This is a genomic window from Nonomuraea sp. B19D2, assembly GCF_040137845.1.
In the GTDB taxonomy this organism is placed as follows: domain Bacteria; phylum Actinomycetota; class Actinomycetes; order Streptosporangiales; family Streptosporangiaceae; genus Nonomuraea.
In genome coordinates, this window is the sequence record NZ_JBEFAK010000008.1 from 212,321 (window position 1) to 235,862 (window position 23,542).

Below are 23,542 nucleotides of genomic sequence, written 5' to 3' on the forward strand. Positions count from 1 at the left end.
ATCCAGGCCCGGCCTAGAAGACGATGGCGAGACCGACCGCGAACAGGAGCCCGTACGCCATCTGCAGCTTGCCCGTCTGCTGCAGCACCGCGATCAGCGCCGGGCCCACCGCCTTGGCCCGCACGGTCCTGATCGCGGGGATCGCCAGGGGCACGGCCAGCAGGGTGAGCGCTGCCCACGGCGTGAGCGGGATCATGGCCAGCGCCACCACGAACGGCACCACCTGGCAGGCCACATAGAGCGTACGGGTGCGCTCGGCCCCCAGCATCACGGCCAGCGTGCGCTTGCCCGCCTGGCCGTCCGTCCCGACGTCACGCAGGTTGTTGACCACGAGCATCGAGCACGAGAGCAGCCCGACCGGGATCGAGGCGAAGAACGCGGGCCAGCTCAGCGACTCCGTCTGCACGTACGCCGTGCCCACCACGGGCACGACGCCGAAGAACACGAACACGGCCAGCTCGCCCAGCCCGCGGTAGCCGTACGGGCGCTTGCCGCCCGTGTAGAACCAGCCGGCGGCGATGCACGCGGCGCCCACCAGCAGGATCCACCACGCCTGCGTGACGACGACCAGCACCAGCCCCAGCACCGCCGCGACCGCGAAAGAGCCCAGCGCGGCGATCAGCACCTGGCGCGGCGCGGCCGCGCGCGAGCCCACCAGCCGCATCGGGCCGACCCGCTGGTCGTCGGTGCCGCGGATGCCGTCGCTGTAGTCATTGGCGTAGTTGACGCCGATCTGCAGCGAAAGCGCCACGAACAGTGCCAGGACCGCCCGCCACCACACGAATCCGCCTTGCCCGATCGCCACTCCGGTGCCCACCATGACAGGCACGACGGCGTTCGGGAGGGTACGCGGGCGTGCGCCGGCGATCCACTGGGCGGGGGTTGCCATATGTGTCTAGTCCTCTAGCTGATGTCCGTGGTGAGCCTGACCATCCTGATCGGGCGGCCCATGTCCAGCACGCGCTCGGCCATGTCCTCGCCCCAGCCCGCTGACTCCAGGAAGCCGAGCACCGCGTAGTTGTCGGCGAACACCCAGGTGACGATCTGCCGGAAGCCGTCCTCGCGCAGGTAGTCGACGGTCGCGTTGAGCAGCCGGCTGCCGTGGCCCCTTCGCACGAAATCGGGGTCGACCAGCAGCGTCAGCATCTCGGCCACCACGGTGGGGTCCAGGTCGGGATCCTCGGCGGGAGCGTGCGAGGCCAGCCCCACCACGCGCTCGCCGCCCCGGGGGGTGGTCAGGGCGGCGCTCCCGCCCGCGCCGAGGGCGGGAAAGCCCTCGGTGTCGAGGATGGTCTCCACCGCCACCAGGACACGGTGCCTGGCGGTGGGCGGGGCGACGATCGCCTCGTCCCACTGGCGGAGCCACATCTTCTCGGCTGCCGGGCCGGTCATCTGCTCGAGTGGGCCTTCGGGGAGGAAATCCCGATAGCCGTAGCGCCAGGCGCGGATCTGACAATTCGCAACCTGGAGCACATCCTCGCGCCGGGCCGCCCGGACGCCTACGTCTGCCATCTCGGCCCGCTCCTTCGCCTGCCGTTCGTGCCACAAGGCACGAGTTACACCGTATCGGTGTTTGGCCCTTGGAGACGACGCGAACCCCTCTTCCTCGGCGATCTCTGGCAAGACGCGGCGTGTCGACAACGGGACCTCAGCCATGTCTGGGCGAGTCGCCCAGCTTTGAGACCTCGGCCAACGTCTGGGCGAGTCGCTTGGCTACGAGACCTCGGCCAACGTCTGGGCGAGCCGCTTGGCTGTGAGACCTCGGCCAGCGTCCGCGCGCGTCGCCCGGCTATGAGACCTCAGCCAACGTCTGGGCCAGTCGCCGCACTCCTTCATGCAGCTCCGCCTGGTGGGCGGCGGCCATGTGCGTCATCCGGATCCTGGGCCCCGGCGGCTCGGACGGGTAGTACATCCTGCCGGGGCTCACCAGCACCCCGTTCCGCCTGGCGGCCTCGACCAGCGCGTTCTCGTCGACCTCGGCGGGCAGCCGGACCCACAGGTGCATCCCGCCGATGGGCAGCAGATGCACCTCCGCCTGCGGCATGCGGGTGGCGAGAGCGGTCGCGAGCGCGTCGCGCCTGGTCCTGATCTCGGCGTGCACGGCCGTCAGATGCCGCGGCCAGGCCGGCGACCCCACGAACTCCAGCGCCGTCTCCTGCAGCGGCCGCGCCACGAAGAACGACTCCACGAGCTGGCTCGCCCGCAGCCGGTGGGCGGCGGGCCCTCTGGCGATGACCGCCGCCACCCGCATGCTCGGCGACAGGATCTTCGTCAACGACTTCACGTGGACGACGGTGCCGTGCTGATCCATGGACGCCAGGGAAGGAGGCGCCTGCTCGGTCAGATAACGGGCGAAGTCATCCTCGATCACGAACGCCCCCGCCGCCCTGGCGACCTGCAGCACCTGCTCCCTGCGCGCCACCGGCAGAGTGGCACCCGTCGGGTTGTGCAGCGTGGGCTGGCAGAAGAAGACCCGTGCGCCGGTGACGGCGAACGCCTCGGCCAGCAGCTCCGGACGTACGCCGTCCCTGTCCATGGGGACGGCCGTGGCCCGCAGCCCGGCCGCCTTGGCCGCCGAGAGCGCCCCCGGATAGGTGGGCGTCTCGACCAGCACCGGCGTGCCCGGGGCGCCCAGAGCCCTGAAGGCATGCGTGAGCGCCGCCTGCCCGCCGCTCACGATCAACGCGTCGGCCGCGGTCACGTCACCCCCTGCCTGCCTCGCGAACCACCGCCGCAGCTCTTGCAGGCCCGCCAGCGGCGGCATGGCCCAGGCGTCCGGCCTGCGCACGGCGCGTGCCGCGGCGGCGGCCAGCTGCTTGTCCGGCCGCAGCCCCGCCGGCAGATATCCGCCGGTCAGCGGCACCACCCCGTCGGCCGCCCCCGCGAGCAGCGACGCCACGGGCTCTCCGTCCACGACCCGGTCCCCGAGCGCCACGGTCTGCCAGGAGAGGTCGGCAGCCTCCCTTCCACCGGTGACCTGCGGCGTCACGAACACCCCGCTGCCGGGCTTCGCGACCACCCGGCCCTCGGCGGCCAGCTGCCCGATGGCCCGCGACACGGTGACGGGGCTGACGTTGTGCCGCCGCATGATCTCCCGGCTGGACGGCAGCCGCGCCCCAGGACCGAGCCGTACGGCCTCCTCGCGCAGCACCGTCGCTATCTGGGCGATACTGCTATCGTTGTTCATGAAAAGTCAGAATAGCGCTACTCTCGTGGACGGAGTAGCACTCCCCCGGGCGGAGGGGCGTGCCCGTCAGGGCACGGCCCTGGCCTTCCTGGGCGTCCTGGCGTTCTCCGGCTCCTTGCCGGCCACCGTCTATGCCATGCAAGGCGTCAACCCGTGGCTGGTCGCGATAGGCCGGGCAGCCGTGGCCGGAGCGGTGGCAGTGGCCTGCCTGAAAGTCACCAAGAACCGACTGATCCCCCCGAAGCATGAGTGGCCGGCGTACGCCCTGATCTCCCTGGGCGTCGTCTTCGGCTTCCCCGTCTTCAGTGGCCTGGCCCTTGCCATGGGTGCGAGCACCGCACACTCCGCGGTGGTGATCGCGCTCCTCCCGGCAGCCACCGCCGTCTGCGCGGTCCTGAAGGCGGCCGAACGCCCCCGCCCCCTCTTCTGGGTGGCCTGCGCGGCAGGCGCGATCGCCATAACCGCTTTCACCCTCACCCAGCATCAGGCAAAGGCCACCTGGCCCGATCTGCTCCTGGTCGGCGCCGTGATCTCGGCGGCCATCGGCTACACGGAAGGCGGCCGCCTGTCCAGGGAGACCCCGGGCTGGCAGGTGATCTCCCGCGCCCTCGTCTTCTCCCTCCCCCTGACGGTCCCCATGGCCACGGCAATAGCCATCGCCACCCCAGTCAATCCCACCCCACAGGCGATAGCGGGCTTCGCGTACGTATCACTCATCTCGATGTTCCTGGGCTTCTTCCCCTGGTACGCGGGCCTGGCAAAGGGCGGCATCGCCAGGGCGGGCCAGACCCAGCTCACCCAGCCCCTACTCAACCTCCTGTGGGCCTGGGTCCTGCTGGGCGAGCGATTCGGGCCGGCCACGGTGGTCGCGGCCCTGGCCGTGCTCGTTTGCGTGGCCATCACCCAGCGCGCCCGTACTTGAAAGCCGTGACGCCGCCCAGCAGGATGAGAGAGGAGGTGTCACAACCATGGCGGACCTCACGATCCCAGAGGGCGGCTTCTGGCCTGCGCCGGAGATCCCGCAGCCGAACATCTATCCCATGGAATGGCGGGTCGAGACCGAGAAACTCGCCGCCATCTACGAAAAGTCCAAACGCATGGTCTGGAACCCGGCCGACCTGCCCTGGGACGGCCTGGACCCGGACGACTTCACCCGGGAACAGCGCCTGGGCATCATGTACTGGTTCGCGGTCCTGGCGAACTTCGACGCGTCGGGACCGGCCGTGTTCGCCCGCGCCACAATCCAGGCCTTCGAGAAGCACGAAGAGGACCCGGTCAGGAAGTGCTTCTTCTCGATCACCCGTGACGAGATGAACCACGAGGAGTGCTGCCAGCGCACCATCGCCAAACTCTGGCCAGGCGGCCCGCTCAACTGGACCCCTTCCGACGACCTCGAATCGGCCGCCCGCAACAACATCGGCTGGCTCTACCACAACGGCGGCCGCTACTGGAACGGCTACAACTCGGCCGTCGGCAAATATTCGCTGCCGGTCCTGTTCACCAGTTTCATGATGGGGGAGATGGCCGCCTCGACGCTCTTCAGGGGCATGGCCTCCGGCACCCGGCATCCCGTCTTCGGCGAGATGTTCCAGCGAATAGGGCGCGACGAGTCCCGCCATCTCCAGATCTGCATGACGATCCTGGAGAACGAATGGCCCGGGCTCACCGACGACACCCGTACCCTCATCACCCGGCAGCTCAGAGCCGGCTTCGTCTTCCTCAGCATGATCCTCTGGGAGCCGCCGGAAGGCTTCTGGGATCTCCCGCCGTACTTCCTGCCCAACCACCGCGTCCTCATGGACCACGCCAGGCAGGCGGGCCTCGGCGTCCTGTCGTACGAGGAACAGGCGGAGAACTGGCGCGTGGCCATGGCCAGGATCCGCGCGATCGTGGAGCGCTGGGGCATCGCCTTCCCCGCCATTCCGGAGCTGGACCTGGAAGGCGTGCAGGTGGACTTCATCGACCCGGAGGACATTATTCCGGTCTTCTAACATGCACACCATGTGGCCTCGCATGGACGGAATGAGAGTGATGGAGTTCGGCACGCCCGGCGAACTCCGTATCTGGCTGACCGGGCTGGTGCTGTCAGGCGAGAAAACGGCCACGGCCGGGCTCCTGCCGCTCGACTACCACGCCGAGGGCGAGGAGGTGGAGCACGTCGGCGAGCGCCTGGCCGTCGCGGACAACGCGGGCGCGAAGGCGGCGGAAATAGAAATAACCAGGGTGGAGCTGACGCCGTTCGCGGAGGTCGCCTGGGAATTCGCCCAGGCGGAAGGCGAGGGCTACCGCTCGGTGGAGCACTGGCGCGAAACCCACCGCCGCTACTGGGCCGGGCAGGGCTACGAGGTGGCGGACTCGACGACGGTGGTCTGCCTGTGGTTCCGCCTGGTCGGTCAGGAAGGGGGGCGGCGGTCCTCGGGCGAGACGTAGCTGCCGCGGTGCGGAATGGTGAAGACCCACCCCTGCTCACGGAGCAGCGCTATGGCCCGCCGTACGGTCTCACGTGCGGCGCCGTACTGGCGCACCAGCGTGACCTCACTCGGAAGCGGGCGTTGCGCAGGCAGCTCACCCGCCTCGATGCGCTTGCGGATCAGCTCGGCGATCTGCCGGTACAACGGAACCTGGTCGGCCTCTGCCGCACCGGGAGCGCTCACGAACGTGCCCCCGCCTTGGCGCGTGTGGACCAGCCCTTGATTGCGTAGCACGCGAATCGCCCTGCGCGCGGTCGTGCGCGCAACACGGAACTCCCGCTGGATCCCTGCCTCGCTGATCAGGACATCTCCCGGGGAGAGCCCCTCAATTATGCGTGCCTTGAGGACTTCGCTGATCTGAACATAGAGGTAGGTGCCACCCGAGCGATCCAGCACCCCTCAAGGATATCCAAGCTCACGGTCAAAGGAAGAGCCATTAAGCGCCCTTATTTGCAGGCCACTTTTCGGGCTCATTCACATATGTTCCCCTATGTGGGACGGTGAACACCCAACCCTGCTCCCTCAGATGTGCTACGGCCTTCCGGACCGTGACCTTGGCGACTCCGTGTCGCAGCATCAAAGTCTTCTCGCTCGAGATCGAGCGCCTCGGCCGGAGCTCGCCACGCCTGATTCTTGCAGCGATATCATCGGCGATTTCCAGATAAAGGGCCTTCGTCTGCCTTATCCGTGGAACACCCATGGGCCCGACATATGTGCCTTCGCCTTGAACGGTGTGAACGAGTCGACGCTCGCGCAGTTCTCGAACCACATTGCGTGCGGTCGATCTCGCGACGCCGAACGTCGCTTCCATGGCCGCCTCGCTCGGCACGGCCTCGCCGGTTCGCAATCGCCCACCGTTGATCTGCTCTTGAATCGCGTCGGCGATCTGCACGTAGATTGGGACAGGCCCGTAACGGTCGAGCATGCTCATAGAGTAGACGTCTGGATACAAGCAGTCGAGGAGAGTCAGACCTGGGGCCACGACTCCTTCGGTGACACGTAACTGCCCCGCTGCGCGACAGTGTAGATCCATCCTTGCTCCCTGAGGAGCGCCATGGCCCGCCGCACCGTCTCCCGGGCCACGCTGTACTGCTCCACCAGTGCTGACTCGCCCGGTATAGGCCGTCGCGGCGAGAACTGTCCCGCCTTGATCTGCTCGGCGATGTCCGTCGCGATCTGCTGGTACAGCGGGACTTTCCGCTGCTTGCGAGGGGCTTCGTCTGGTCCGCCGACAAAGGCCCCTTCGCCCTGAACGGTGTAGATGAGCCCTTCCTCGCGCAGCACGTGAACCGCCCGCCTGGCGGTGGTCCTCGCGACTCCGAACTCCTGCTGAATGTCCGCCTCGCTCGGGACGGGGTGTCCAGACGCGAGTCCAGAGACTCGCTCCCGAAGGATCTTGGCGATCTGGAGGTAGATGTGAGTGTCTCCGTCGTAGTCGAGCACGCCTGCAACTTAGACCAACAGGTGCAAGAACGCCCATATCGTTCTGTCTCTTTAGACAGAGTCCTCTTTCTTGATAGACGGGAGGAGACGACTAGACGTATCGTTCAGGCCATGACCAAATCTCTTGGGCTGCCCTGCTGCCACCTAGCACCCCACGTGCCGGATCCCCGTCCCGGTCACCTGACCATGAGCTGGATCCCCGCGCGGCTGCTCGCCGAACGCGTACGGGTCCGGGATTACACCTGTGCTTGCGCGCCGACGTGCTACGAGCTGTGTCAGAGCGGCGGTGAGTACTTCATTCGCAGGTCTCGCCGTATTGATGAAGAGGTGGTGATAGAGGAAACCCACCGGACCATTTACGCGAAAGCGCTGGTCGCCTGGACGAGATTGCTGGATGGGACGTCATGTTGATCGCAAATTTGCCGTCATTGCCGGATTTCGGCTTCTTCCACAAGCGGACACGGCCGACAGTCCCGTTCGTCTCCCAGCGGCGGGCACCAATGTTAGCTGTGTCTTTGCTGCCGCTCCCGTTCACTCGCCTCGGAGGTCTTGAGTACCTTCAGCACCTCTAACAGGGCAGGCTGGTCCAGCGCCATCGTGTGCTTCTCCTCTGCGTGTCACTTGGCGGTCTCACACAGAGACTCACGCAGTGGCCCGCTGTCGTTGAAGGCGACGCGCCATTCGAGGCCGGTTCTACACCACTCGACGGGACGTAACCATCGCCGGCGGGCGTGTCTGCCGCCCTCCGCGCCGGGTGGCCTTCCGCGCGGGGACACGTACAAGCCGGGGGTGCGCTCGTTGGGGGCAGCGCCGATCACTGCGGTCAGCTCCGCCTCGATGAGGCTTGGTAGATGGTCTCGGCTGCTTGCTGGATCCGTTCGCTCGGAGTTCTTCAGTACCGTCAGGATCTCTAACAGGGCAGACTGGTCCAGGGCCATCGTGTGCTTCTCCTCTGCGTGTCACTTGGCGGTTTCACACAGAGACTCAGACGATGGCTCCCGGTCGTTGAAGGCGACCCGCCGTTCAAGGTCGGATCTACACCACTCGACGGGACCTAACCCCCTGTTAAGGGTGGGAGCGAGGGCACGCGCCGCTTCGCTCTTGCATCACCGCGGACCTGTGGAGGGTGAGAGTAGACGGGTGTCCGGTCCGCGCTTGGCCGCCGAGCGCGCGAACCGGACACCCCAGGTGATGGCACGCGAGCGTGCCATCGGGGGCGCACCTGCGTGACCCCGGGCGACGCGCCTGCCCATAGCCCGGTGAGGGGCGATGGGCTTCGCCCGGGATCGGTGCGTACGACGGGCATGATCTCGCGCCCTCCGGAGGCGCGGGGCCATGCCACGGCGAGCAATGGCCGGCTGACGTCCGTAACGGCCTACCCGCGGTTATTAGATTCTCATGGCCGTCACTTGGAAAACCGCTGTTCGGCGCTATACACAGGATGATTCCCTTTGGTATCCGGTGGGTCCATGCTCCCAAGTGGAATCGATTTATGTAGGGATTCGCCGCCAAGCAGCATCCGTGATGATCAGGTGATCGAGCAGGCGCAGGCCGACTGTCTCGGCGGCCTGGACGAGATGGGCCGTGGCCTCCAGGTCGGCCGGGCTGGGGTCGAGGGAGCCGCCCGGATGGTTGTGGGCAAGGCCGAACATCGCGCCGCCCGAGGTGAGCACTTCCGTGATCACCTCCCGGATCGGCACTGGCGTGTGGTCGGACGCGCCTTCGGTGAGGATCGAGTGCTTCAGCACTCTGCCGCGGGTGTCGCACACCACCATGACGAGCCGCTCCTGCCTGCGGCCGCGCAGCAGCGGCGCGCAGTGGTTGGCGAGGTCGGACGTGCTGGTGATCCGCTCGCGCTCCGGCCATGCGTCCGCGCGACGTACGAGATGAAAGGCCGCGGCCACTCTGGCGGCCTTGGCGGGACCCACCCCGGGCACGGCGAGTAACCGATGCGGGTCCGAACGGCGGAGGCCGTCGAGATCCCCGCAATGCTTGATCACCTGGCTGGCCAGGTCCAGCGCGCTCGACCCGCGAAACCCCGAGCCGAGCAGCACGGCCAGCAGCTCACGGTCTGCCAGCGCGGCGGCGCCGCTGGCCATGAGCCGTTCGCGCGGCCGGTCGCTCTTGGACAGGTCTTTGACTCGCATCGGCAACCTCCGCACCCGTTGTATCAACGCGCACTGACAATCTCTGACCTGGGCGTTTGCGATCATCCTTTCGTTGTCGTGCGTGCGGAATGTCGTGGAAGGTCAGCTTGGCGGGCGGTTGGCCTCGGCGATCACAGCGGAGGTCGGCCGTGCCGTCTCCGTGGCGATCTCGTACGTGACAGCGTCCGCCCATTCTCCAGCCACCACCTGATCGCCTGCACGGGCATCCCGCCCAGCCGCGTCCACACCAGGCCGCCCCACGTGGAGAGCGCCACCTTCGCGACGATCGGCGCCCGCCTGCTCGACGGCACGTTGCCCGATCCGATCAGCCGCCGGTACGGCTTCGATGACGCTGTCCGGGCTTTTCAGGTTCGTGGGTATGCGGCATTGCGGGAAATTTCGCCGTCTCGATGGCGTGCTTGGTGGACCGATCGTGCTGGTCTGGGACAACGTCCGTATCCACATCACCGCACCCTGCGCGAGTTCTGCGCCGCGAGCGCCGGCTGCTTCACGGTGTTCCAGCTGCCCACCCGGATCTGAACCCGTAGGAAGGCGCGGGATCCCTGGCCAAGCGGGACCGGGGTAACCTCGCCGCCGCAGACCTGTGTCAGGTCACGCGAGCCGTGAAGCGCAAGCTCAAGATGCTGCAATATCGGCCGCAGTTGATCGATGGCTGCCTCAACGACGCCTGCTGGTTCTCGACGGCTGACCGGCGTTCATTCACATGGAGTGGTCGCTTGCTGCGCGAGTGACCTGGCCGGGTGTGCGGCAACGACCATGACGATGACGGAGGTGAGGGCGATGGCGGCGCCGACGTAGAGCGGCGCGGCATAGCCGAGGCCCGCGGTGATGGCCAGGCCCCCGAGCCAGGCGCCAAGCGCGTTGCCGATGTTGGACGCGGACACGTTGGCGCTGGCGGCCAGCGCTGCCCCTTGCGCGAAGTCGGTGACGCGAGTGATCATGCCCGGCACGCTGGCAAACCCGAACAGCCCCATCAGAAACACCAGTATCACGGACGCGGTGGCGCTGCCGGCCAGCAGGCCGAACACGGCCAGGGTGATGGTGAGTCCGAGCAGGGCGAGGACCAGGGCGCGGTCACGGTCACGGTCGGCCGCTCGCCCGCCGATCAGGTTCCCGACGACCAGACCGACGCCGTAGACCATCAGCAACCAGGCGACATCCGCTGAGGAGAAGCCGCTGACCTCGGTGAAGGTGTAGGCGATGTAGCTGAACGCACCGAACATCCCGCCATAGCTGAGCGCGGTGGCCGTCAGAGTCAGCCAGACCTGCCAAGACCGGAACGCACGGAACTGCTCCCGCAAGCCGCTGGGCGGTACCGGATCGGAGCGGCCCGTCACTGTCGGCGGTGGCGTCTCTCCCGCCCAGCCGGGGACGAGAGCGACGATTCCCACCAGCGCGAGCACGCCGATTCCGGTGACTGCCCAGAAGGCCGCTCTCCAGCCCCAGTGTTCACCGACCAGCGCGCCGAACGGCACGCCCAGCACATTGGCAACCGTCAGTCCGGCGAACATGATCGCCACCGCGCGGGACTTCTTCTCCGGCGCGACGAGACTGCGAGCGACCAGCGAGCCGATGCCGAAGAACGAACCGTGGCACAACGCCGCGACGATCCGCCCGAGCAGCATCACCGGATAGTTCGGCGCGATAGCGGACAACAGGTTGCCGATGACGAACAACGCCACCAGGCCGACCAGGATCCCCTTGCGGGGCAGCCGCGCCGTCGCCGCGGTCAGCGCGATCGCGCCGATCGCGACACTCAACGCGTACCCGGAGATCAGCCACCCCGCTGCCGCCTCGGACACCGCTAAACTCGACGCCACCTGCGGCAGCAGCCCGGCGATCAAAAACTCGGTCAGACCGATGCCGAAACCGCCGAGTGCCAGCGCGATAAGTCCACCCGGCATCCGTCGCTCTCCAATCGAGTCACGGGGTACGGCACTTTCTGCCACGGCGTGTGGTTGCCCGGATACCGAACCGCACGCGGTGTGGCCCGATGCCGGACCGCGCGGCACTGAGGCCCCACTATGCCACCACGGGTGGGAAGACTTCGTACGGCTGTCCGTCGCCTTGTGCTGCCCGCGCGCTCCCATGTCTCCCGTGCGGCCCCAGCCGAAAGCCTGCAAGACGAACGGCCCCGACATCACCCAGTCGAGTTCAGTAGCGGGAGCCCCGGCCCCAGGCCCGCACGCCAGGTAGAGGGCTTCTGGCAGAAACCGTGTCCGGGTGTGCCCTCGAATGTTGTTGAGAGCTGTCTACCGCTGCGCCGCTGGACAGTGGGTCTGGGGCTTCCTGGGCGATGTCGCCCGCCGTACGGGTGCCGCGGCCGACTACATCACTGCCATACTGCCGCTCTGAGCGAAGCCTCCACCGCCCCTTGATCTCGTCACGACCGGCGCCCGGCCGAGGGTCGGTGTCATCGCCCTGCGGGCGCTCCAGCATGTCGTACGTCTGCAGCCGGGCGAAGATCTGATCGTCGTCGGGGTCGGCGGCGGCGGCGCGGGAGCATAGCGAACCAGTTGGGCCAGGCCACGGGCACCAAGGTCACTGCCGTCGCCAGGCGCCGCGAACTTCGCGTTCCATCGCGAACTCGGCGCCACCCGCCTGATCGCCTACACGGCTCGCCGCGGGGCCGGGCGGTGGTCACGGCAACTTGGAAGCGTTCGGCAGCACGCCGCCATGGCCCGCCCTATCCACCCGCGACACGGTGGGGCAGGCGCAGACGCCCGAGTTCGGTCAGCGGCGCGTTACGGCGGACTGAGGGCCTTTCTGGTTGGCGGGTAGATGTCGCAATCCACACCAAACCGAAGACCCTCACCCCTTCACAAGATCATCGAGGTTATAGCTAGACGGGCATGCTGTACGTGACTCTGAAACGGTCACCCGGGATGACGATGTCGCTCGTTTCGACGGGGCGGTCGCCGGCCCAGTGGGTGCGTTCGATGTGCAGCACGTGGACGCCGGCCGCCAGATCAAGGGCATCACTCTCCGCCGGGCGGGGAACGCGGGTGTGCACGCTCTCGACGACCTCGGTGACCTTTACGCCGTGTGCGTACATCCTCGCCACCAGGCTCCGCCGCTCCTCCTCCGAATGGGGGGCGAACTCCAGTGGCTCGTACGAGGTGGCGAGCTGCAGCGGTCTGCCCTCGCCACGAAAGATGAAGTGCGTCTTGGTCAGCGTGGTCGACTCGCTGAGGCGCAGGCGCCTGGCGATGTCGGGTCCTGCTTCCGTCGGCTCGCTATGCCAGTCCCACGTCACGCGTCTGCCCTGAGACTGCAGATCGGCCGCGAACGGGGCAGGATGATCGAGAAAGCGCCATCGGTAGAGCGATGTCAGGTCGGGGCGCTCTCTGACGTAATGACCCGAGCCCACGCGGCCGATGATGAGGCCTTCGCCCGCGAGCACGCGTAGCGCGTGCCGGGCTGCGGTCTCGCCGACCTGGTACTTACGAGTCAGCTGCGCCCGCGATGGGATCGGCGCGCCGGGGGGAAGGGCGCCGTCGGTGATCTGCCGCCGAATGTCTTCGACGACACGCAGGTAGACCGGATCTGAGGTGGCCACTAGTCCATCCCTGGGGGTTCGTGTGAGGCGTTGCCCCATGTTGCCGTATTCGGCAGGTAACCGACCGTCATCGATGGGCGTTGGAGCCCCAACTTTGCGATGGTGGAAAATTATCGGAGAAACCCTGTAACGCCGGTGTAAGAGGTGCCGATTCTCCGATAGAGGTCGTCGATGTGTGTACCCCCGAGCACATATCGGCGACCTCTTCCAATGTGGGCGGTTTGGGGCTGCGGTGGTCCGCGAGCTGCCTGTATGGCCTGGTCGGGCGGTGGTTCCTGATCGGGAACGGCGAGTCCTGCGAAGCAACCACCCGACCTTGAGGCCGCTGGCCCACTGAACTGCCGCTTGTCGGTCGGGCCCGCTATCCGCTCTGGCCCGGTGTCCGTTCTGGTCCGCTATCCACCTGGCGCGGTGTCCGCTCGGGCGCGTCGTCCGCTTGGGTTCGCTGTTGGGTCGGGCTGCCTTTACCCGACTACCCGACGCCTGACTACCCGGCTCCCGACCCGAGTCTGGTCGACAGAGGGCCGCACGCCAGTGGTCCCCCAATACGGCCGCAGAGTGGCCGTACGCCAGTGGTCCCCCAATACAGCCGCAGAGTGGCCGTACTCCGGAGAGCCACTTTCTCCTAAGTTGTGGCATCGACCACACATCAGGACAGCTCCTTGAGCCGTCGAGCCGCACCACCCCCCACCGGTGCTCATTCAGGTGCACAAGCAAGAGGAAACTTCATTGATCGACATCGGCAAGCTCCTTCCCTCCGACCGAGACGTTTGGGAGGGCTTGTTCCGCGCGTACATCGACTTCTATCAGCGAGTCGAGCCGGACGAGATGTACGACCGCGCATGGCACGAGTTCCAAGCGGGCACCCGCGTCCACGCCTTCGGCGCGAAGCTGGACGGCAAGCTCGTTGGCATCACCCACTTCTTCACCCACGCGAACACCTCCGCTCCCGACACCGACGTGTGCTACCTCCAGGACCTGTTCACCGCTCCCGAGGCCCGAGGCAGAGGCGTGGCCCGCGCATTGATCGAGGCCGTGACCGACTGGGCCCGTGAACGCGGCTGCTCCCGCGTGTACTGGAACACACACGAGTCCAACACCACGGCACGCAGCTTGTACGACAAAGTGGCCGAGAATCGAGGCTTCATCCGATACCAGATCGAGCTACGGCAGTAGGGACTTCTTGCCAATGTCCTCGGGATATGGCGGGATCTCGTGTGCGTGGCAAGTCCGCCCTTCGTAGTCCCGCCGAGCGCAGTGGCTGCGGCGCCCACACCTGGAGCCAGGTGTGGCTGGCAGCCGCAGCGCTTGTGATGCCGCATTCGGCCCCACGGCGGGCAGATGGGATGCGTCGGTTGTGATGCTTTGCCCAGCGTCCGCGACGGCAGGGGGAGGGGGCGACCAGACAAAACGCCCACGTCGGCCTGACAGCTGCAGCGACAGCGGAGGGCTGCTTCTGATGCCTGGCGGTGGAGGCCGGACGTTGGCGTCCGCTGTGGCTGGCCGGGCGCTGCGTGAGGAGCGGCTCTTTTGGACGGGAGTCCTGGGCATGGGCTTGAGATGTACGAAACCCTCTGTGGCGTCGGTAGGCTTGTGAGTGAGAGGGATGTCGTCTGGAGGGAAGCCTCCGGGATGCCCGTGAAATGGGGCGAAAGGCGCCTTCAGGCAGGCAAAGCGGGGTGGCGGCGTCCAAGGAATTTCTGAATCCAGGTAGCGTTCGCACTATGGCATCGCCAACTGGAACCACAGACGCACCCTTCGGCCGCATGCTGACCGCGATGGTCACGCCGTTCACCCCCGACGGCGAGGTCGATTATGTGGCTGTGCGACGTCTTGCCACCTATCTGGTGGACGAACAGCACAACGACGGCTTGATCGTCAATGGGACGACTGGTGAGTCGCCTACCACCACGGATGAGGAAAAGCAGCGTATCGTCAGCGCCGTCCTTGATGCGGTCGGCGATCGGGCGACCGTGGTGGCAGGGGCGGGCACCAACGACACCCGCCACAGTGTCGAGCTCGCCAAGCAGGCGGCACGTGCCGGCGCGCACGGCCTGCTGGTGGTGACGCCTTATTACAACAAGCCTCCGCAAGAGGGGCTGTACCAGCACTTCACCGCCGTTGCCGATGCGACCGGCCTTCCGGTGATGCTGTACGACATTCCGGGGCGCAGTGGCGTGCCGATCAAGACTGAGACTCTGATCCGGCTGGCGCAGCACGAACGCATCGTGGCCGTAAAGGACGCGAAGGGCGATCTGTTCGCCGCCAGCCAGGTGATGGGCGCGACCGATCTCGCCTTCTACTCCGGCGACGACCTGCTCAATCTCGCCTGGCTCTCCCTTGGTGCGGCCGGGTTCGTCAGCGTCGTCGGACACGTGGTAGGCGCCGAGCTGGCGCGCATGATCCATCTGCACAAGGACGGCGACGTCGCCCAGGCCCTGGCCATTCACAGCCAGGTGGCCCCCGTGATAGACGGGATCATGCTGCGCGCGGGTGGCGCGATCATGGCGAAGGCGGCGCTGAGCATGGTGGGCGTCCCGGCGGGGCCGGTACGGCTGCCGCTCGTGGACGCGACAGAGAAGCAAATCGCCGAGCTGCGTGCTTGCCTGGTAGCCGGCGGGGTGAAGTTGACAGACGCATAGGAACGGGGAGGAACCGGGAGTTTTGAGAACACGATCTGACCATGGGGGCCAGGCATGAGCCATCCGCATCCTGAGCTTGGCCCCCCGCCGGCGCTGCCCGAGGGCGGCTTGCGCATCGTCGCGCTCGGCGGGTTGGGGGAGATCGGCAGGAACATGGCCGTCTTCGAATACGACGGTCGCCTGCTGGTGGTCGACTGCGGGGTGCTGTTCCCCGAGCCCGATCAGCCAGGCGTCGACCTCATCCTGCCCGACTTCGAATACATCAGGGACCGGCTCGACGACGTCGAAGCCGTGGTGTTGACGCACGCGCACGAAGACCACATCGGGGCGGTGCCGTACCTGCTGCGCGAGCGGCGCGATATCCCGCTCATCGGGTCCAAGCTCACGCTTGCGCTGATTGAGGCCAAGCTCACCGAGCACAGGATCCAGCCCACCAAACTCGAGGTCGTCGAGGGCGAACGGCACATCTTCGGGCCGTTTGACTGCGAGTTCCTCGCGGTCAACCACTCGATCCCCGACGCGCTGGCCGTCGCCATCAGGACGCCTGCGGGCATAGTCCTGCACACTGGCGACTTCCGCATGGACCAGCTGCCGAGCGACGGCCGTCTCACCGACCTGGGCGGCTTCGCCAGGCTCGGCACCGAGGGCGTCGACTTGCTCATGTCCGACTCGACCAACGCCGAGGTGCCAGGATTCGTCACCAGCGAGCGCGAGATCGGGCCGGTCATCGATGAAGTGATCCGCACCTCCGAGCAGCGGGTCATCGTCGCGAGCTTCGCCTCGCACGTGCACCGCATCCAGCAGGTGATGGACGCCGCCGCCAAGCACGGTCGCAAGGTCGCGCTGGTCGGCCGTTCGATGGTGCGCAACATGGGCGTGGCCCGCGACCTGGGGTATCTCAAGGTGCCGCCAGAGCTGATCGTCGACTCGCGCGACATCGAGGCGTGGCCACCGGAGGACGTGGTGCTGATCTGCACCGGCTCCCAGGGCGAGCCCATGGCGGCGCTGTCCAGGATGGCCAACCGCGATCATCCGATCCGCATCGCCGAAGGCGACACCGTGCTCCTGGCCTCGTCGCTGGTGCCAGGGAACGAGACCGCGGTCAACAAGGTGATCAACGGGCTGACCAGGTGGGGCGCCCGCGTCGTACACAAGGGCAACGCCAAGGTGCACGTCTCCGGCCACGCGGCCGCCGGCGAGCTCCTGTACGTGCTGAACCTGACACGCCCGTCGAACTTCATGCCCGTACACGGCGAATGGCGCCACCTGCGCGCACACGCCAAGCTGGCCGCGCTCACCGGCGTGCCCGGGGACCACATCGTGATCGCCGAGGACGGGGTCGTGGTGGACCTGGTCGACGGCCGGGCGAAGATCGTCGGTGCGGTTCACGCCGGGTACGTCTACGTCGACGGCTCGTCCGTCGGCGAGATCACCGACACCTCGTTGAAGGACCGCAGGATCCTCGGCGACGAGGGGTTCATCTCCGTGGTCGTCGTGGTTGACTCCAACACGGGCAAGCTGACCGCGGGCCCCGAGATCCATGCGCGTGGTTCCGGCATTGATCCCCTCCAGTTCGAGGAGTTCATCCCGCAGATCGAGCGTGCCCTCGAGGAGAAGGCCGCGGACGGGGTGGTCGACATGCAGGAGATCCGCCGGGTGGTCCGCCGCACGGTGGGGCGCTGGGTCAGCGACACCTACCGTCGCCGACCTATGATCATCCCCGTGGTGCTCGAGGTCTGAGTCTCCGGATGGTACGGCAGGACGACGTCTCGCCTGCCGTACCTCTGGGAGGCGCAGCCGTGCGCCGCCCACCCGACCGCGGCAGCTGTTTCTCCGGGCAGGTGCTGGCAGGGTGAGCGATTTGATGTCCTCGCCTGTGAGCGGGTGCTGGCAGGGCGAGTGACTTGGTGCCCTCGACCTGTGAGCGGGTGTTGACCAGTGGCTCACTTGTTGTCCTCGGCCCTGTGAGTGGGGGCTGGCGCGGGGGCAGTTGGTGTCGTCGGCCCGTTGGGCGGGCGTCAATGGGTCGGGGTGACATGGACGTCTCAGGCGTCCCTTCGGCGTACCAGACAGCCTGCGGCCGCCAGGGGAAGTGCCGCGTAGGCGACGAGGACCGCGATGGCCACTGCGGGCGGCAAGAGGTAGCCATATACCGACGTAGTGATGATGTCGCCGGTGATTTCGCGGGGAAGTGCGCCAATCATCAGCGAGCCGAGACGATCACTCCATGGCTCCGGGATGTTGCCGATGATCATGGGGATCACGTACACGAGACCGACCATGATGGCGGTGGCTGCGGCGGTGGAGCGCAAGAGCGCCCCCAGGCCCAGGCCGAGTAGTGCGAACGTGGGCACGGTGAGGCTGAGGGTGGTCAGGAGCGGCAGCCTGTCCAGGAAGGCACTGGAGTAGGCGCCGGAGAAGCGATCGCCGAGAATCCATCGGGTGACGAAGTAGGTGCCGAAAACCGTCACTGAGCCGACGAACAGGCCCAATGTGCCCACGACCGTGGATTTGGCGACCAGTATGGGCCACCGGCGGGGGACGATGGCCAAGCTCGTCCTGATCAAGCCGGTCACGTATTCGGAGGTGATGGCGAGCGTGCCCAGAATGCCCATGCACAGCTGAGGCACGATCACGACCACTTCCTCCAGGTCCGCGATCCGGGCGCTTGGCCGTTTGGCAGCTGGAGCGCTGTCGTACATGTGAGCGGCCATTACGGCGAGTGCGAGCCCCAGGAGGACCGCGCCGAGGCTGAGGCCGACGATCAGATACGTCGAGCGGACAGAGCGGACCTTAAGCCATTCCGAGGAGAGAACGCTCATGGTCGCGTCCGTTCGGAGCAGAGATCGCGAATATGGGTATTCGCTGCTGGGATGAGGGCGTTCATACGGGTGTCCGTTCGTGTAGCGGAACGATGCTCGAGGTTCCGCCCGTTCCCATGGGCTGGGCTGGCGTTGGTACGCCGCCGGGGCGCGCATTCGTTCCTTCGATGAGGGATGGGACTCTCGCGTGGATGTCCGTTCCAGTGACGTCAGGGTTGGTGACGTCAGGGTTGGTGACGTCAGGGTTGGTGACGTCAGGGTCGGTGACGTCAGGGTTGGTGGTGCCGGGGCCACTGGTGCTGGGGCCAGTGGCGTTAGGGTCCGTGGTGCCGTCGAATTCTGGCCATCAGTGGCAGGTGGCGAGGCTTGTGCGGGCGTATGTTCGGGTGACGAGGGTCTTCGATCTGGGCTTGCCTGTTCATTTCCTCAAGGCCCCTGAGGCCGTTCGCTATCGGGAGCTGGCGTGCTCGTGCGGGCTTTTCCTGCAGGTGGGAGGCTGGGCAGGGTTGACGTTGTAGCGCTCGTATAGGTGGGCGTTCTGGGAGTGAGCGCTCATGCGTCTCTTCGGCTGAGCCGGTAGTGGCCGATGGCTAGGGCGACGAGCGGGTAAGCGCTGAGTATGGCGACTGCGGCCCAGGGAGGCAGGAAGCCGTCACCCAGGTGCGAGGAGAGGCGCTGGCCCGCTATTTGGGGGACGAGGTTCGGCAGAAGTAGCGTGGCCACGCGGGTGTTCCAGGGCGGAGGCAGGTAATTGACCACGCCCGGGAGTATGAACAGCAGCGCCACGACCGAGACGATCGCTCCTGCCGTTGAGCGGAGGGCGGTGCCGAGGCCGAGACCCACCAGTGCCAGTGCGGTCACCGAAAGGCCGGAGGCGAGCAGCGTCACTAGATCGTCGGCGAACGAAGTGTCGTTGAAGCCCAGCTCGTGACCGTTTGCTATCAGGCGGCTCGTCGAATAGGTGACCAGAAGGATCGTGTTTGCGGCTATGAACGTGGTCAGGCCGACGATCCCGGCCTTCGCCAAGAGTAATGTGCTCCGTTTCGGGATGGCGGTCAGGCTGGTGCGGATCGACCCTGTGGCGTACTCCGAAGTGATCGCGAGCACTCCGAGCACCGCCAGGCTGATCTGAATGAGCGGGAGGAAGCCCTGCTCAGGGGCCGCAGCACGTAGTGACCCCCGCTCGTCGGCCAGGCCGCTCACATAGAGGGTCCACGCCACACCGAGAAGCACCGTCAGGGTCGCCGTTCCCAGCGTGTGATAGGTGGAGGTTACAGACCGTAGCTTCAGCCATTCGGAGGAGATGACTGCCTTCATCGAATCGCTCCGTACTGCACGCTGTCAGCGGTCATGGCCATGTAGGCGTCTTCCAGTGAGGGGTAGCGCGCGGTCAGCTCTCTGACGGTGGCTTCGGCGATCAGCTTGCCGCGGCCAACGATGACGATGCGCTCGGCCGTGAGGGCCATCTCGCTCATCAGGTGGCTCGAGAGCAGGACCGTCCGGCCTTCTGCGGCCAGCGAACGCATGAGGTCGCGGATCCAGCGCACGCCGTCGGGGTCCAGGCCGTTCACCGGCTCGTCGAACATCAACACGCCTGGATCGCCGAGCAGCGCCGATGCGATGCCCAGCCGCTGTTTCATGCCGAGCGAGAACCCGCCCACCCGCTTGCGCGCCACCCCTGCCAGCCCGACTTGCTCGAGCACCTCCGCCACCCGCATCGGGCCGATGTCGTTGGTGCGGGCCAGGGAGAGCAGGTGGTTGTAGGCGCTGCGGCCGCCGTGGACGGCGCTCGCGTCGAGGAGCGCGCCCACCTCGTGCATCGGCTTGCTGAGCGAGGTGTAGCGGCGGCCGTTGACCAGCGCTTGGCCAGAGGTCGGGGCATCGAGGCCGAGGATCAGACGCATGGTGGTGGATTTGCCGGCGCCGTTGGGGCCGAGGAAGCCGGTCACATGGCCCGGCTCGACCTTGAACGACAGGTCGTCCACAGCGAGCGTGTCGCCGTAGCGCTTCGTGAGGTGCTGGAGTTCGATCACGGCGTAAAGGATGCTGGACGGCGGGGCGCCGGCGCGTCGGACCACGGTTCGAATCTCAAGGTCAGACCCTGGGTTGACGTGCGGAGGCCGCTGAAGCGGCTACGGTTCGACGCGTGGACGACACCCATCCCTTCTTCGCCAGGCGGCTGAGCCGTCGCCAGCTCGTCATGCTCGATCTGGCGGCGGGGATGTGCTTCGCGTTCACATCATTCACGGCGTCGGTGAACGCCACCGCTCTGCCGCCCTGGATGAGGATCGCCATCCCTCTCGGGCTGGGGCTGCCACTGGCCCTGCGAAGGCTGTGGCCCCTGCCCGTCTTCTGCTTCACGCTGGTGCTCGCCGTCTTCGCGGCGCTGGTCGACGCCGTGGCGTTCGCCTACCTCGCGCCCGCGTACGCGCTCTATGTCGTCACCTTCTCGAACAGGCGCGGCGTCGCGGTCCCGACGTCGGCCATCGGCGCGTTGAGCCTGGTCACGGTCTTCGCCCTCGCTGTAGCAGGGGTGCCGAGGGGCAGCGCGCCAGGATGGATGTTGCATCTCGACGTGCCGCTCCTGGGCATCGCGGCGCTGGGCGGCGCATGGACAGTAGGCCGAGCGGTGCACGAGCGGAGGCTCTACGCGGCCCGTGACGCCGAGCGGCTTGCGGCGCAGGCGGTGGCGGAGGAGCGGTTACGGATCGCTCGCGAATTGCACGACGTGGTCACGCACAGCGTCGGTTTGATCGCGGTCAAAGCCGGGGTGGCCAATCACGTACTGGCGACCAAGCCAGACGAGGCGCATGACGCACTGCGCGTGATCGAGACAGCGAGCAGGAGCGCGCTGGTCGAAATGCGCCATCTGCTCGGTGTGCTGAGGTCCACGTCCGAGCCTGATCTCGTGCCCGCACCCGGTCTGGCGGGGATCGACGGGTTGGTTGAGCAGGCTCGGCTGGCGGGCATCGAGGTCGAGCTCGACGTGCGGATCGGAGCGGGCGGAGACGGCCGAGGGAGGGAGGCTGGGGAGCGAGGGCGGCTGCCTGAAGGTGTGGAGTTGTCGGTCTATCGCATCGTGCAGGAAGCGCTCACCAACGTTGCCAAACATGCCGCGCCTGCCCGTTGCCGGGTTTCCGTGGTCGTTGATGCCAAGAATGTACGGATCGAGGTGGTGGATGACGGGCCTGGAAGGCGTACGTTGCCGTCCGTGGGCACCGGGAACGGCCTGATCGGGATGCGCGAGCGGGCAGCGATGTACGGCGGGGTGTTCGAAGCCGGGAGGCTTCCTGGGCGAGGGTTTCGGGTGTTCGTCCGGCTGCCTTATGAGGAGGTCTCTTGATCCGCGTGGTTATCGCCGACGATCAGGCGCTGCTCAGGGGGAGTTTCAGAGTGCTGGTCGACTCGGAGCCTGATCTGACTGTGGTGGGGGAGGCGGCCACCGGTGTGGAGGCCGTTTCGGTGGCTTTGGAGGAGCGGGCGGATGTGGTGCTTATGGACGTAAGGATGCCGGAAATGGATGGGATTGAGGCTACTCGGAGGATTAAGGATGTTTCTCGGGTTCTTGTTGTGACGATGTTTGATCTTGATGCTTATGTTTATGATGCGCTTCGGGCTGGGGCTAGCGGATTTCTGCTGAAGGATACGCCGCCGGCGGATTTGCTTGCCGCTATTCGGGTGGTGGCAGGTGGGGAGGCTCTGCTGGCTCCTACGGTTACGCGCAGGTTGATTGAGGAGTTTACGCGCACGCCTGTCTTGCCTCGGGTGAAGGGTTTGGAGGGCGTCACGGAGCGGGAGCGAGAGGTGCTGATGCTGATCGCGCGAGGGCTGTCCAATGGAGAGATCGCAGAATATCTGCAGGTGAGCTTGGCCACGGTGAAGACTCATATCACCCGGTTGCTGGCCAAGTTGGAGGCTCGGGATCGGGCGCAGCTTGTTATCGCGGCTTATGAGAGTGGATTGGTTTCTGCTGCAGGCTGAGTCTGGTGCGAGACGGCTCTACTGATGGTTATTCGGCGGCTTGGTTGGCAGGGAATTGCTCTTCTGATGCAGCAGCGCCGCCGCCTGCGATTTAATGGTGTCGGTGTCGGTGTCGGTGTCGGTGTCGGTGTCGGTGTCGGTGTCGGTGTGGTCTGAGTCCTGGCATTGGGAAATGGGATTTGGGCTGGACGTCTGTTTTGGTGTACGGCTTTATTTGATTGGGCTGGCGGATTGTCTGGACGCTGGCGAGTGGCGGCTGTTGTGGATGTAATTTTGGCTGGTGTAGTGGTTCGTGAATTGCTTAATTGCTATTAGCTGAGCTGTTCAACTTGTCATTGCCAGCCACTCGAGGTGTGCGCCGCCGAAGGGTTCCTTCCTGTGGCCTACCGCGTCCATCAGCCAGTGGGCGGTGGCTTCCGCTTTGGTGATCAGTTCGGGTGGGTAGCCAAGGAGAGCCTGATGTTCGGCGAACTCGTCTTCGTCGTCGAGGATGAGGCGTCCGTCCCGCATTCTGATGACGTCGAGGTCGAGATCCAGCATCGTCACCTCGCCATCCCTCCACACCGGGACGGTGGTGACGTCGACATAGATTTCGCTCCGGTGCGGTGGCGAGTTGAAGGAAGCTGTCCACCAGGCGTCTCGGGGGAAGAGCATGATCGCGGTGGCCTCCCATGTGATGGGTGGGCCTTCGCCCTTGCGGGCGACCGTTCCGCCGGGTACGTCCACCCAAATGCCGTGCTCGTCCTCACCTAGCAGCCGGCCGGGGTGGTTCCAGTGCAATGCTCCGCCGTACTTTCGGTACACGATTCGCACATCGGTCACATGTGGAAACTTATCCGTGTTTGAGAGCCCGCACGCGAAGCGGGGGACGATGGCAGCTTGGCCGACGGCAGCTTGGCCGACTTGGCCGACGGCAGGCACCGCCTCCGTAAGCACAACTCCCCTCTCGCAGACAGCGCATCGGTTGACGGCTTCTGCGGAGCGATGACCCGCGCCGCCGACGTGATCGCGGTCGAGGACCTGCGCATCGCGAAGGCCCGTGCGGCACTGAGAAGGGCAGGCGAGACATTCAGCGGTCTCGGCATGCTCGGTTTCGCCCAGCAGGCGGGCCGGGAGCTTGGCCCAGTGGGCGGGCCGGGAGCTTCGCGCAGCCGGCGGGACCGACGCCCGTCGGCCCGGCAGTGGCCCGGAAGGCCTGACCCCGCATGAACTCCAGATCGCCTGTCTGGCCGGCGAAGGCCTGTCCAACCGCCAGATCGCCGTGTCGCC

22 protein-coding genes and 2 pseudogenes are annotated in these 23,542 nt (G+C 66.5%); 10 read left to right on the forward strand and 14 right to left on the reverse strand.

Translation table 11 applies throughout. From position 1 onward, the window contains the following. Nucleotides 1–13 precede the first annotated feature (13 nt). From ABN273_RS17845 to ABN273_RS17855, 3 genes are all read right to left on the reverse strand, one after another. A complete protein-coding gene (locus ABN273_RS17845) occupies nt 14–889 on the reverse strand; it encodes a 1,4-dihydroxy-2-naphthoate polyprenyltransferase (protein WP_349450008.1) in 876 nt (291 codons plus the stop codon). Between the two features lie 14 nt (nt 890–903). Further along, nucleotides 904–1,512: a GNAT family N-acetyltransferase gene (locus ABN273_RS17850; RefSeq protein ID WP_349450009.1), complete on the reverse strand. Its 609-nt coding sequence runs from the start codon at nt 1,510–1,512 to the stop codon at nt 904–906. A gap of 277 nt (nt 1,513–1,789) precedes the next feature. Beyond that, nucleotides 1,790–3,187, reverse strand: coding sequence for an aminotransferase-like domain-containing protein (locus tag ABN273_RS17855; protein WP_349450010.1), 1,398 nt, complete (start codon nt 3,185–3,187; stop codon nt 1,790–1,792). 25 nt (nt 3,188–3,212) lie between these two features. Here ABN273_RS17855 and ABN273_RS17860 point away from each other — a divergent pair, with 25 nt between their 5' ends. From ABN273_RS17860 to ABN273_RS17870, 3 genes are read left to right on the forward strand one after another with little or no spacing between them, the layout of a single operon-like run. Continuing rightward, nucleotides 3,213–4,109 carry a DMT family transporter gene (locus tag ABN273_RS17860; RefSeq protein WP_349450011.1) on the forward strand — a complete coding sequence of 299 codons (897 nt, stop codon included), beginning with the start codon at nt 3,213–3,215 and terminating at the stop codon, nt 4,107–4,109. Nucleotides 4,110–4,155: 46 nt separating this feature from the next. Continuing rightward, nucleotides 4,156–5,178: a hypothetical protein gene (locus ABN273_RS17865; RefSeq protein ID WP_349450012.1), complete on the forward strand. Its 1,023-nt coding sequence runs from the start codon at nt 4,156–4,158 to the stop codon at nt 5,176–5,178. A 22-nt stretch (nt 5,179–5,200) separates the two neighbouring features. Further along, nucleotides 5,201–5,617: an ASCH domain-containing protein gene (locus ABN273_RS17870; RefSeq protein ID WP_349450013.1), complete on the forward strand. Its 417-nt coding sequence runs from the start codon at nt 5,201–5,203 to the stop codon at nt 5,615–5,617. Here ABN273_RS17870 and ABN273_RS17875 read toward each other — a convergent pair. From ABN273_RS17875 to ABN273_RS17885, 3 genes are read right to left on the reverse strand one after another with little or no spacing between them, the layout of a single operon-like run. Continuing rightward, the gene (locus ABN273_RS17875; RefSeq protein WP_349450014.1) at nt 5,581–6,054 is read right to left on the reverse strand and encodes a GntR family transcriptional regulator; all 474 of its coding nucleotides are present in this window, start codon (nt 6,052–6,054) and stop codon (nt 5,581–5,583) included. The two genes, ABN273_RS17870 and ABN273_RS17875, sit on opposite strands and share 37 nt — an antisense overlap. A 40-nt stretch (nt 6,055–6,094) precedes the next feature. Next, a complete protein-coding gene (locus ABN273_RS17880) occupies nt 6,095–6,583 on the reverse strand; it encodes a GntR family transcriptional regulator (protein ID WP_349450015.1) in 489 nt (162 codons plus the stop codon). A gap of 41 nt (nt 6,584–6,624) precedes the next feature. Further along, nucleotides 6,625–7,101: a GntR family transcriptional regulator gene (locus tag ABN273_RS17885; RefSeq protein WP_349450016.1), complete on the reverse strand. Its 477-nt coding sequence runs from the start codon at nt 7,099–7,101 to the stop codon at nt 6,625–6,627. Between the two features lie 111 nt (nt 7,102–7,212). On the opposite strand from ABN273_RS17885, the gene ABN273_RS17890 reads away from it, so the two are divergent. Next, on the forward strand, nt 7,213–7,512 hold the full coding sequence (locus tag ABN273_RS17890; RefSeq protein ID WP_349450017.1) for a hypothetical protein: 300 nt from the start codon (nt 7,213–7,215) through the stop codon (nt 7,510–7,512). Nucleotides 7,513–7,889: 377 nt separating this feature from the next. Here the strand turns inward: ABN273_RS17890 and ABN273_RS17895 are convergent. Further along, nucleotides 7,890–8,039 (reverse strand): annotated as a pseudogene (locus ABN273_RS17895) (IS256 family transposase); the annotation flags it as partial. 552 nt (nt 8,040–8,591) lie between these two features. Continuing rightward, a complete protein-coding gene (gene radC / locus ABN273_RS17900; protein WP_349450018.1) occupies nt 8,592–9,248 on the reverse strand; it encodes a RadC family protein in 657 nt (218 codons plus the stop codon). A gap of 261 nt (nt 9,249–9,509) precedes the next feature. Between radC and ABN273_RS17905 the strand changes: the two genes are divergently transcribed. Then, on the forward strand, nt 9,510–9,788 hold the full coding sequence (locus tag ABN273_RS17905; RefSeq protein ID WP_349450019.1) for a hypothetical protein: 279 nt from the start codon (nt 9,510–9,512) through the stop codon (nt 9,786–9,788). A 176-nt stretch (nt 9,789–9,964) separates the two neighbouring features. Here ABN273_RS17905 and ABN273_RS17910 read toward each other — a convergent pair whose 3' ends face one another. Together ABN273_RS17910 and ABN273_RS17915 are read right to left on the reverse strand one after the other, a co-directional pair. Next, on the reverse strand, nt 9,965–11,173 hold the full coding sequence (locus ABN273_RS17910; protein ID WP_349450020.1) for an MFS transporter: 1,209 nt from the start codon (nt 11,171–11,173) through the stop codon (nt 9,965–9,967). A 938-nt stretch (nt 11,174–12,111) separates the two neighbouring features. Beyond that, on the reverse strand, nt 12,112–12,828 hold the full coding sequence (locus ABN273_RS17915) for a GntR family transcriptional regulator (RefSeq protein ID WP_349450021.1): 717 nt from the start codon (nt 12,826–12,828) through the stop codon (nt 12,112–12,114). A gap of 729 nt (nt 12,829–13,557) precedes the next feature. Between ABN273_RS17915 and ABN273_RS17920 the strand changes: the two genes are divergently transcribed. From ABN273_RS17920 to ABN273_RS17930, 3 genes are all read left to right on the forward strand, one after another. Continuing rightward, entirely contained in the window at nt 13,558–14,004 is a 447-nt protein-coding gene (locus ABN273_RS17920; RefSeq protein ID WP_349450022.1) for a GNAT family N-acetyltransferase, read from the forward strand. Between the two features lie 590 nt (nt 14,005–14,594). After that, the gene (dapA, locus tag ABN273_RS17925) at nt 14,595–15,470 is read left to right on the forward strand and encodes a 4-hydroxy-tetrahydrodipicolinate synthase (protein ID WP_502911052.1); all 876 of its coding nucleotides are present in this window, start codon (nt 14,595–14,597) and stop codon (nt 15,468–15,470) included. A gap of 54 nt (nt 15,471–15,524) precedes the next feature. Further along, nucleotides 15,525–17,210 carry a ribonuclease J gene (locus ABN273_RS17930; RefSeq protein WP_349450024.1) on the forward strand — a complete coding sequence of 562 codons (1,686 nt, stop codon included), beginning with the start codon at nt 15,525–15,527 and terminating at the stop codon, nt 17,208–17,210. 305 nt (nt 17,211–17,515) lie between these two features. Here ABN273_RS17930 and ABN273_RS17935 read toward each other — a convergent pair whose 3' ends face one another. The 3 genes and pseudogenes from ABN273_RS17935 to ABN273_RS17945 form a co-directional block, all read right to left on the reverse strand. Further along, nucleotides 17,516–18,292: an ABC transporter permease subunit gene (locus ABN273_RS17935; protein WP_349450025.1), complete on the reverse strand. Its 777-nt coding sequence runs from the start codon at nt 18,290–18,292 to the stop codon at nt 17,516–17,518. Nucleotides 18,293–18,844: 552 nt separating this feature from the next. Then, complete coding sequence (locus ABN273_RS17940; RefSeq protein ID WP_349450026.1) at nt 18,845–19,609, reverse strand: ABC transporter permease subunit; 765 nt, start codon at nt 19,607–19,609, stop codon at nt 18,845–18,847. Between the two features lie 62 nt (nt 19,610–19,671). Further along, nucleotides 19,672–20,325: pseudogene (locus ABN273_RS17945) on the reverse strand (ABC transporter ATP-binding protein); the annotation flags it as partial. Nucleotides 20,326–20,438: 113 nt separating this feature from the next. On the opposite strand from ABN273_RS17945, the gene ABN273_RS17950 reads away from it, so the two are divergent. Further along, complete coding sequence (locus tag ABN273_RS17950) at nt 20,439–21,635, forward strand: sensor histidine kinase (RefSeq protein WP_349450028.1); 1,197 nt, start codon at nt 20,439–20,441, stop codon at nt 21,633–21,635. Further along, the gene (locus tag ABN273_RS17955) at nt 21,632–22,273 is read left to right on the forward strand and encodes a response regulator (RefSeq protein WP_349450029.1); all 642 of its coding nucleotides are present in this window, start codon (nt 21,632–21,634) and stop codon (nt 22,271–22,273) included. The genes ABN273_RS17950 and ABN273_RS17955 overlap by 4 nt, the downstream gene beginning before the upstream one ends. Before the next feature lie 324 nt (nt 22,274–22,597). Here the strand turns inward: ABN273_RS17955 and ABN273_RS17960 are convergent, their stop codons facing one another. Continuing rightward, on the reverse strand, nt 22,598–23,095 hold the full coding sequence (locus tag ABN273_RS17960) for a DUF402 domain-containing protein (RefSeq protein WP_349450030.1): 498 nt from the start codon (nt 23,093–23,095) through the stop codon (nt 22,598–22,600). Nucleotides 23,096–23,542: the final 447 nt, after the last annotated feature.

Bases quoted from the DNA above. Each gene is read 5' to 3' on its own strand.
- ABN273_RS17865 (WP_349450012.1), top strand. From the start codon at position 4,156: ATGGCGGACCTCACGATCCCAGAGGGCGGCTTCTGGCCTGCGCCGGAG.
- ABN273_RS17910 (WP_349450020.1), bottom strand. From the start codon at position 11,173: ATGCCGGGTGGACTTATCGCGCTGGCACTCGGCGGTTTCGGCATCGGT.
- ABN273_RS17845 (WP_349450008.1), bottom strand. From the start codon at position 889: ATGGCAACCCCCGCCCAGTGGATCGCCGGCGCACGCCCGCGTACCCTC.
- ABN273_RS17850 (WP_349450009.1), bottom strand. From the start codon at position 1,512: ATGGCAGACGTAGGCGTCCGGGCGGCCCGGCGCGAGGATGTGCTCCAG.
- ABN273_RS17855 (WP_349450010.1), bottom strand. From the start codon at position 3,187: ATGAACAACGATAGCAGTATCGCCCAGATAGCGACGGTGCTGCGCGAG.
- ABN273_RS17940 (WP_349450026.1), bottom strand. From the start codon at position 19,609: ATGAAGGCAGTCATCTCCTCCGAATGGCTGAAGCTACGGTCTGTAACC.
- ABN273_RS17930 (WP_349450024.1), top strand. From the start codon at position 15,525: ATGAGCCATCCGCATCCTGAGCTTGGCCCCCCGCCGGCGCTGCCCGAG.
- ABN273_RS17935 (WP_349450025.1), bottom strand. From the start codon at position 18,292: ATGAGCGTTCTCTCCTCGGAATGGCTTAAGGTCCGCTCTGTCCGCTCG.
- ABN273_RS17890 (WP_349450017.1), top strand. From the start codon at position 7,213: ATGACCAAATCTCTTGGGCTGCCCTGCTGCCACCTAGCACCCCACGTG.
- ABN273_RS17880 (WP_349450015.1), bottom strand. From the start codon at position 6,583: ATGCTCGACCGTTACGGGCCTGTCCCAATCTACGTGCAGATCGCCGAC.
- radC (WP_349450018.1), bottom strand. From the start codon at position 9,248: ATGCGAGTCAAAGACCTGTCCAAGAGCGACCGGCCGCGCGAACGGCTC.
- ABN273_RS17870 (WP_349450013.1), top strand. From the start codon at position 5,201: ATGGACGGAATGAGAGTGATGGAGTTCGGCACGCCCGGCGAACTCCGT.
- dapA (WP_502911052.1), top strand. From the start codon at position 14,595: ATGCTGACCGCGATGGTCACGCCGTTCACCCCCGACGGCGAGGTCGAT.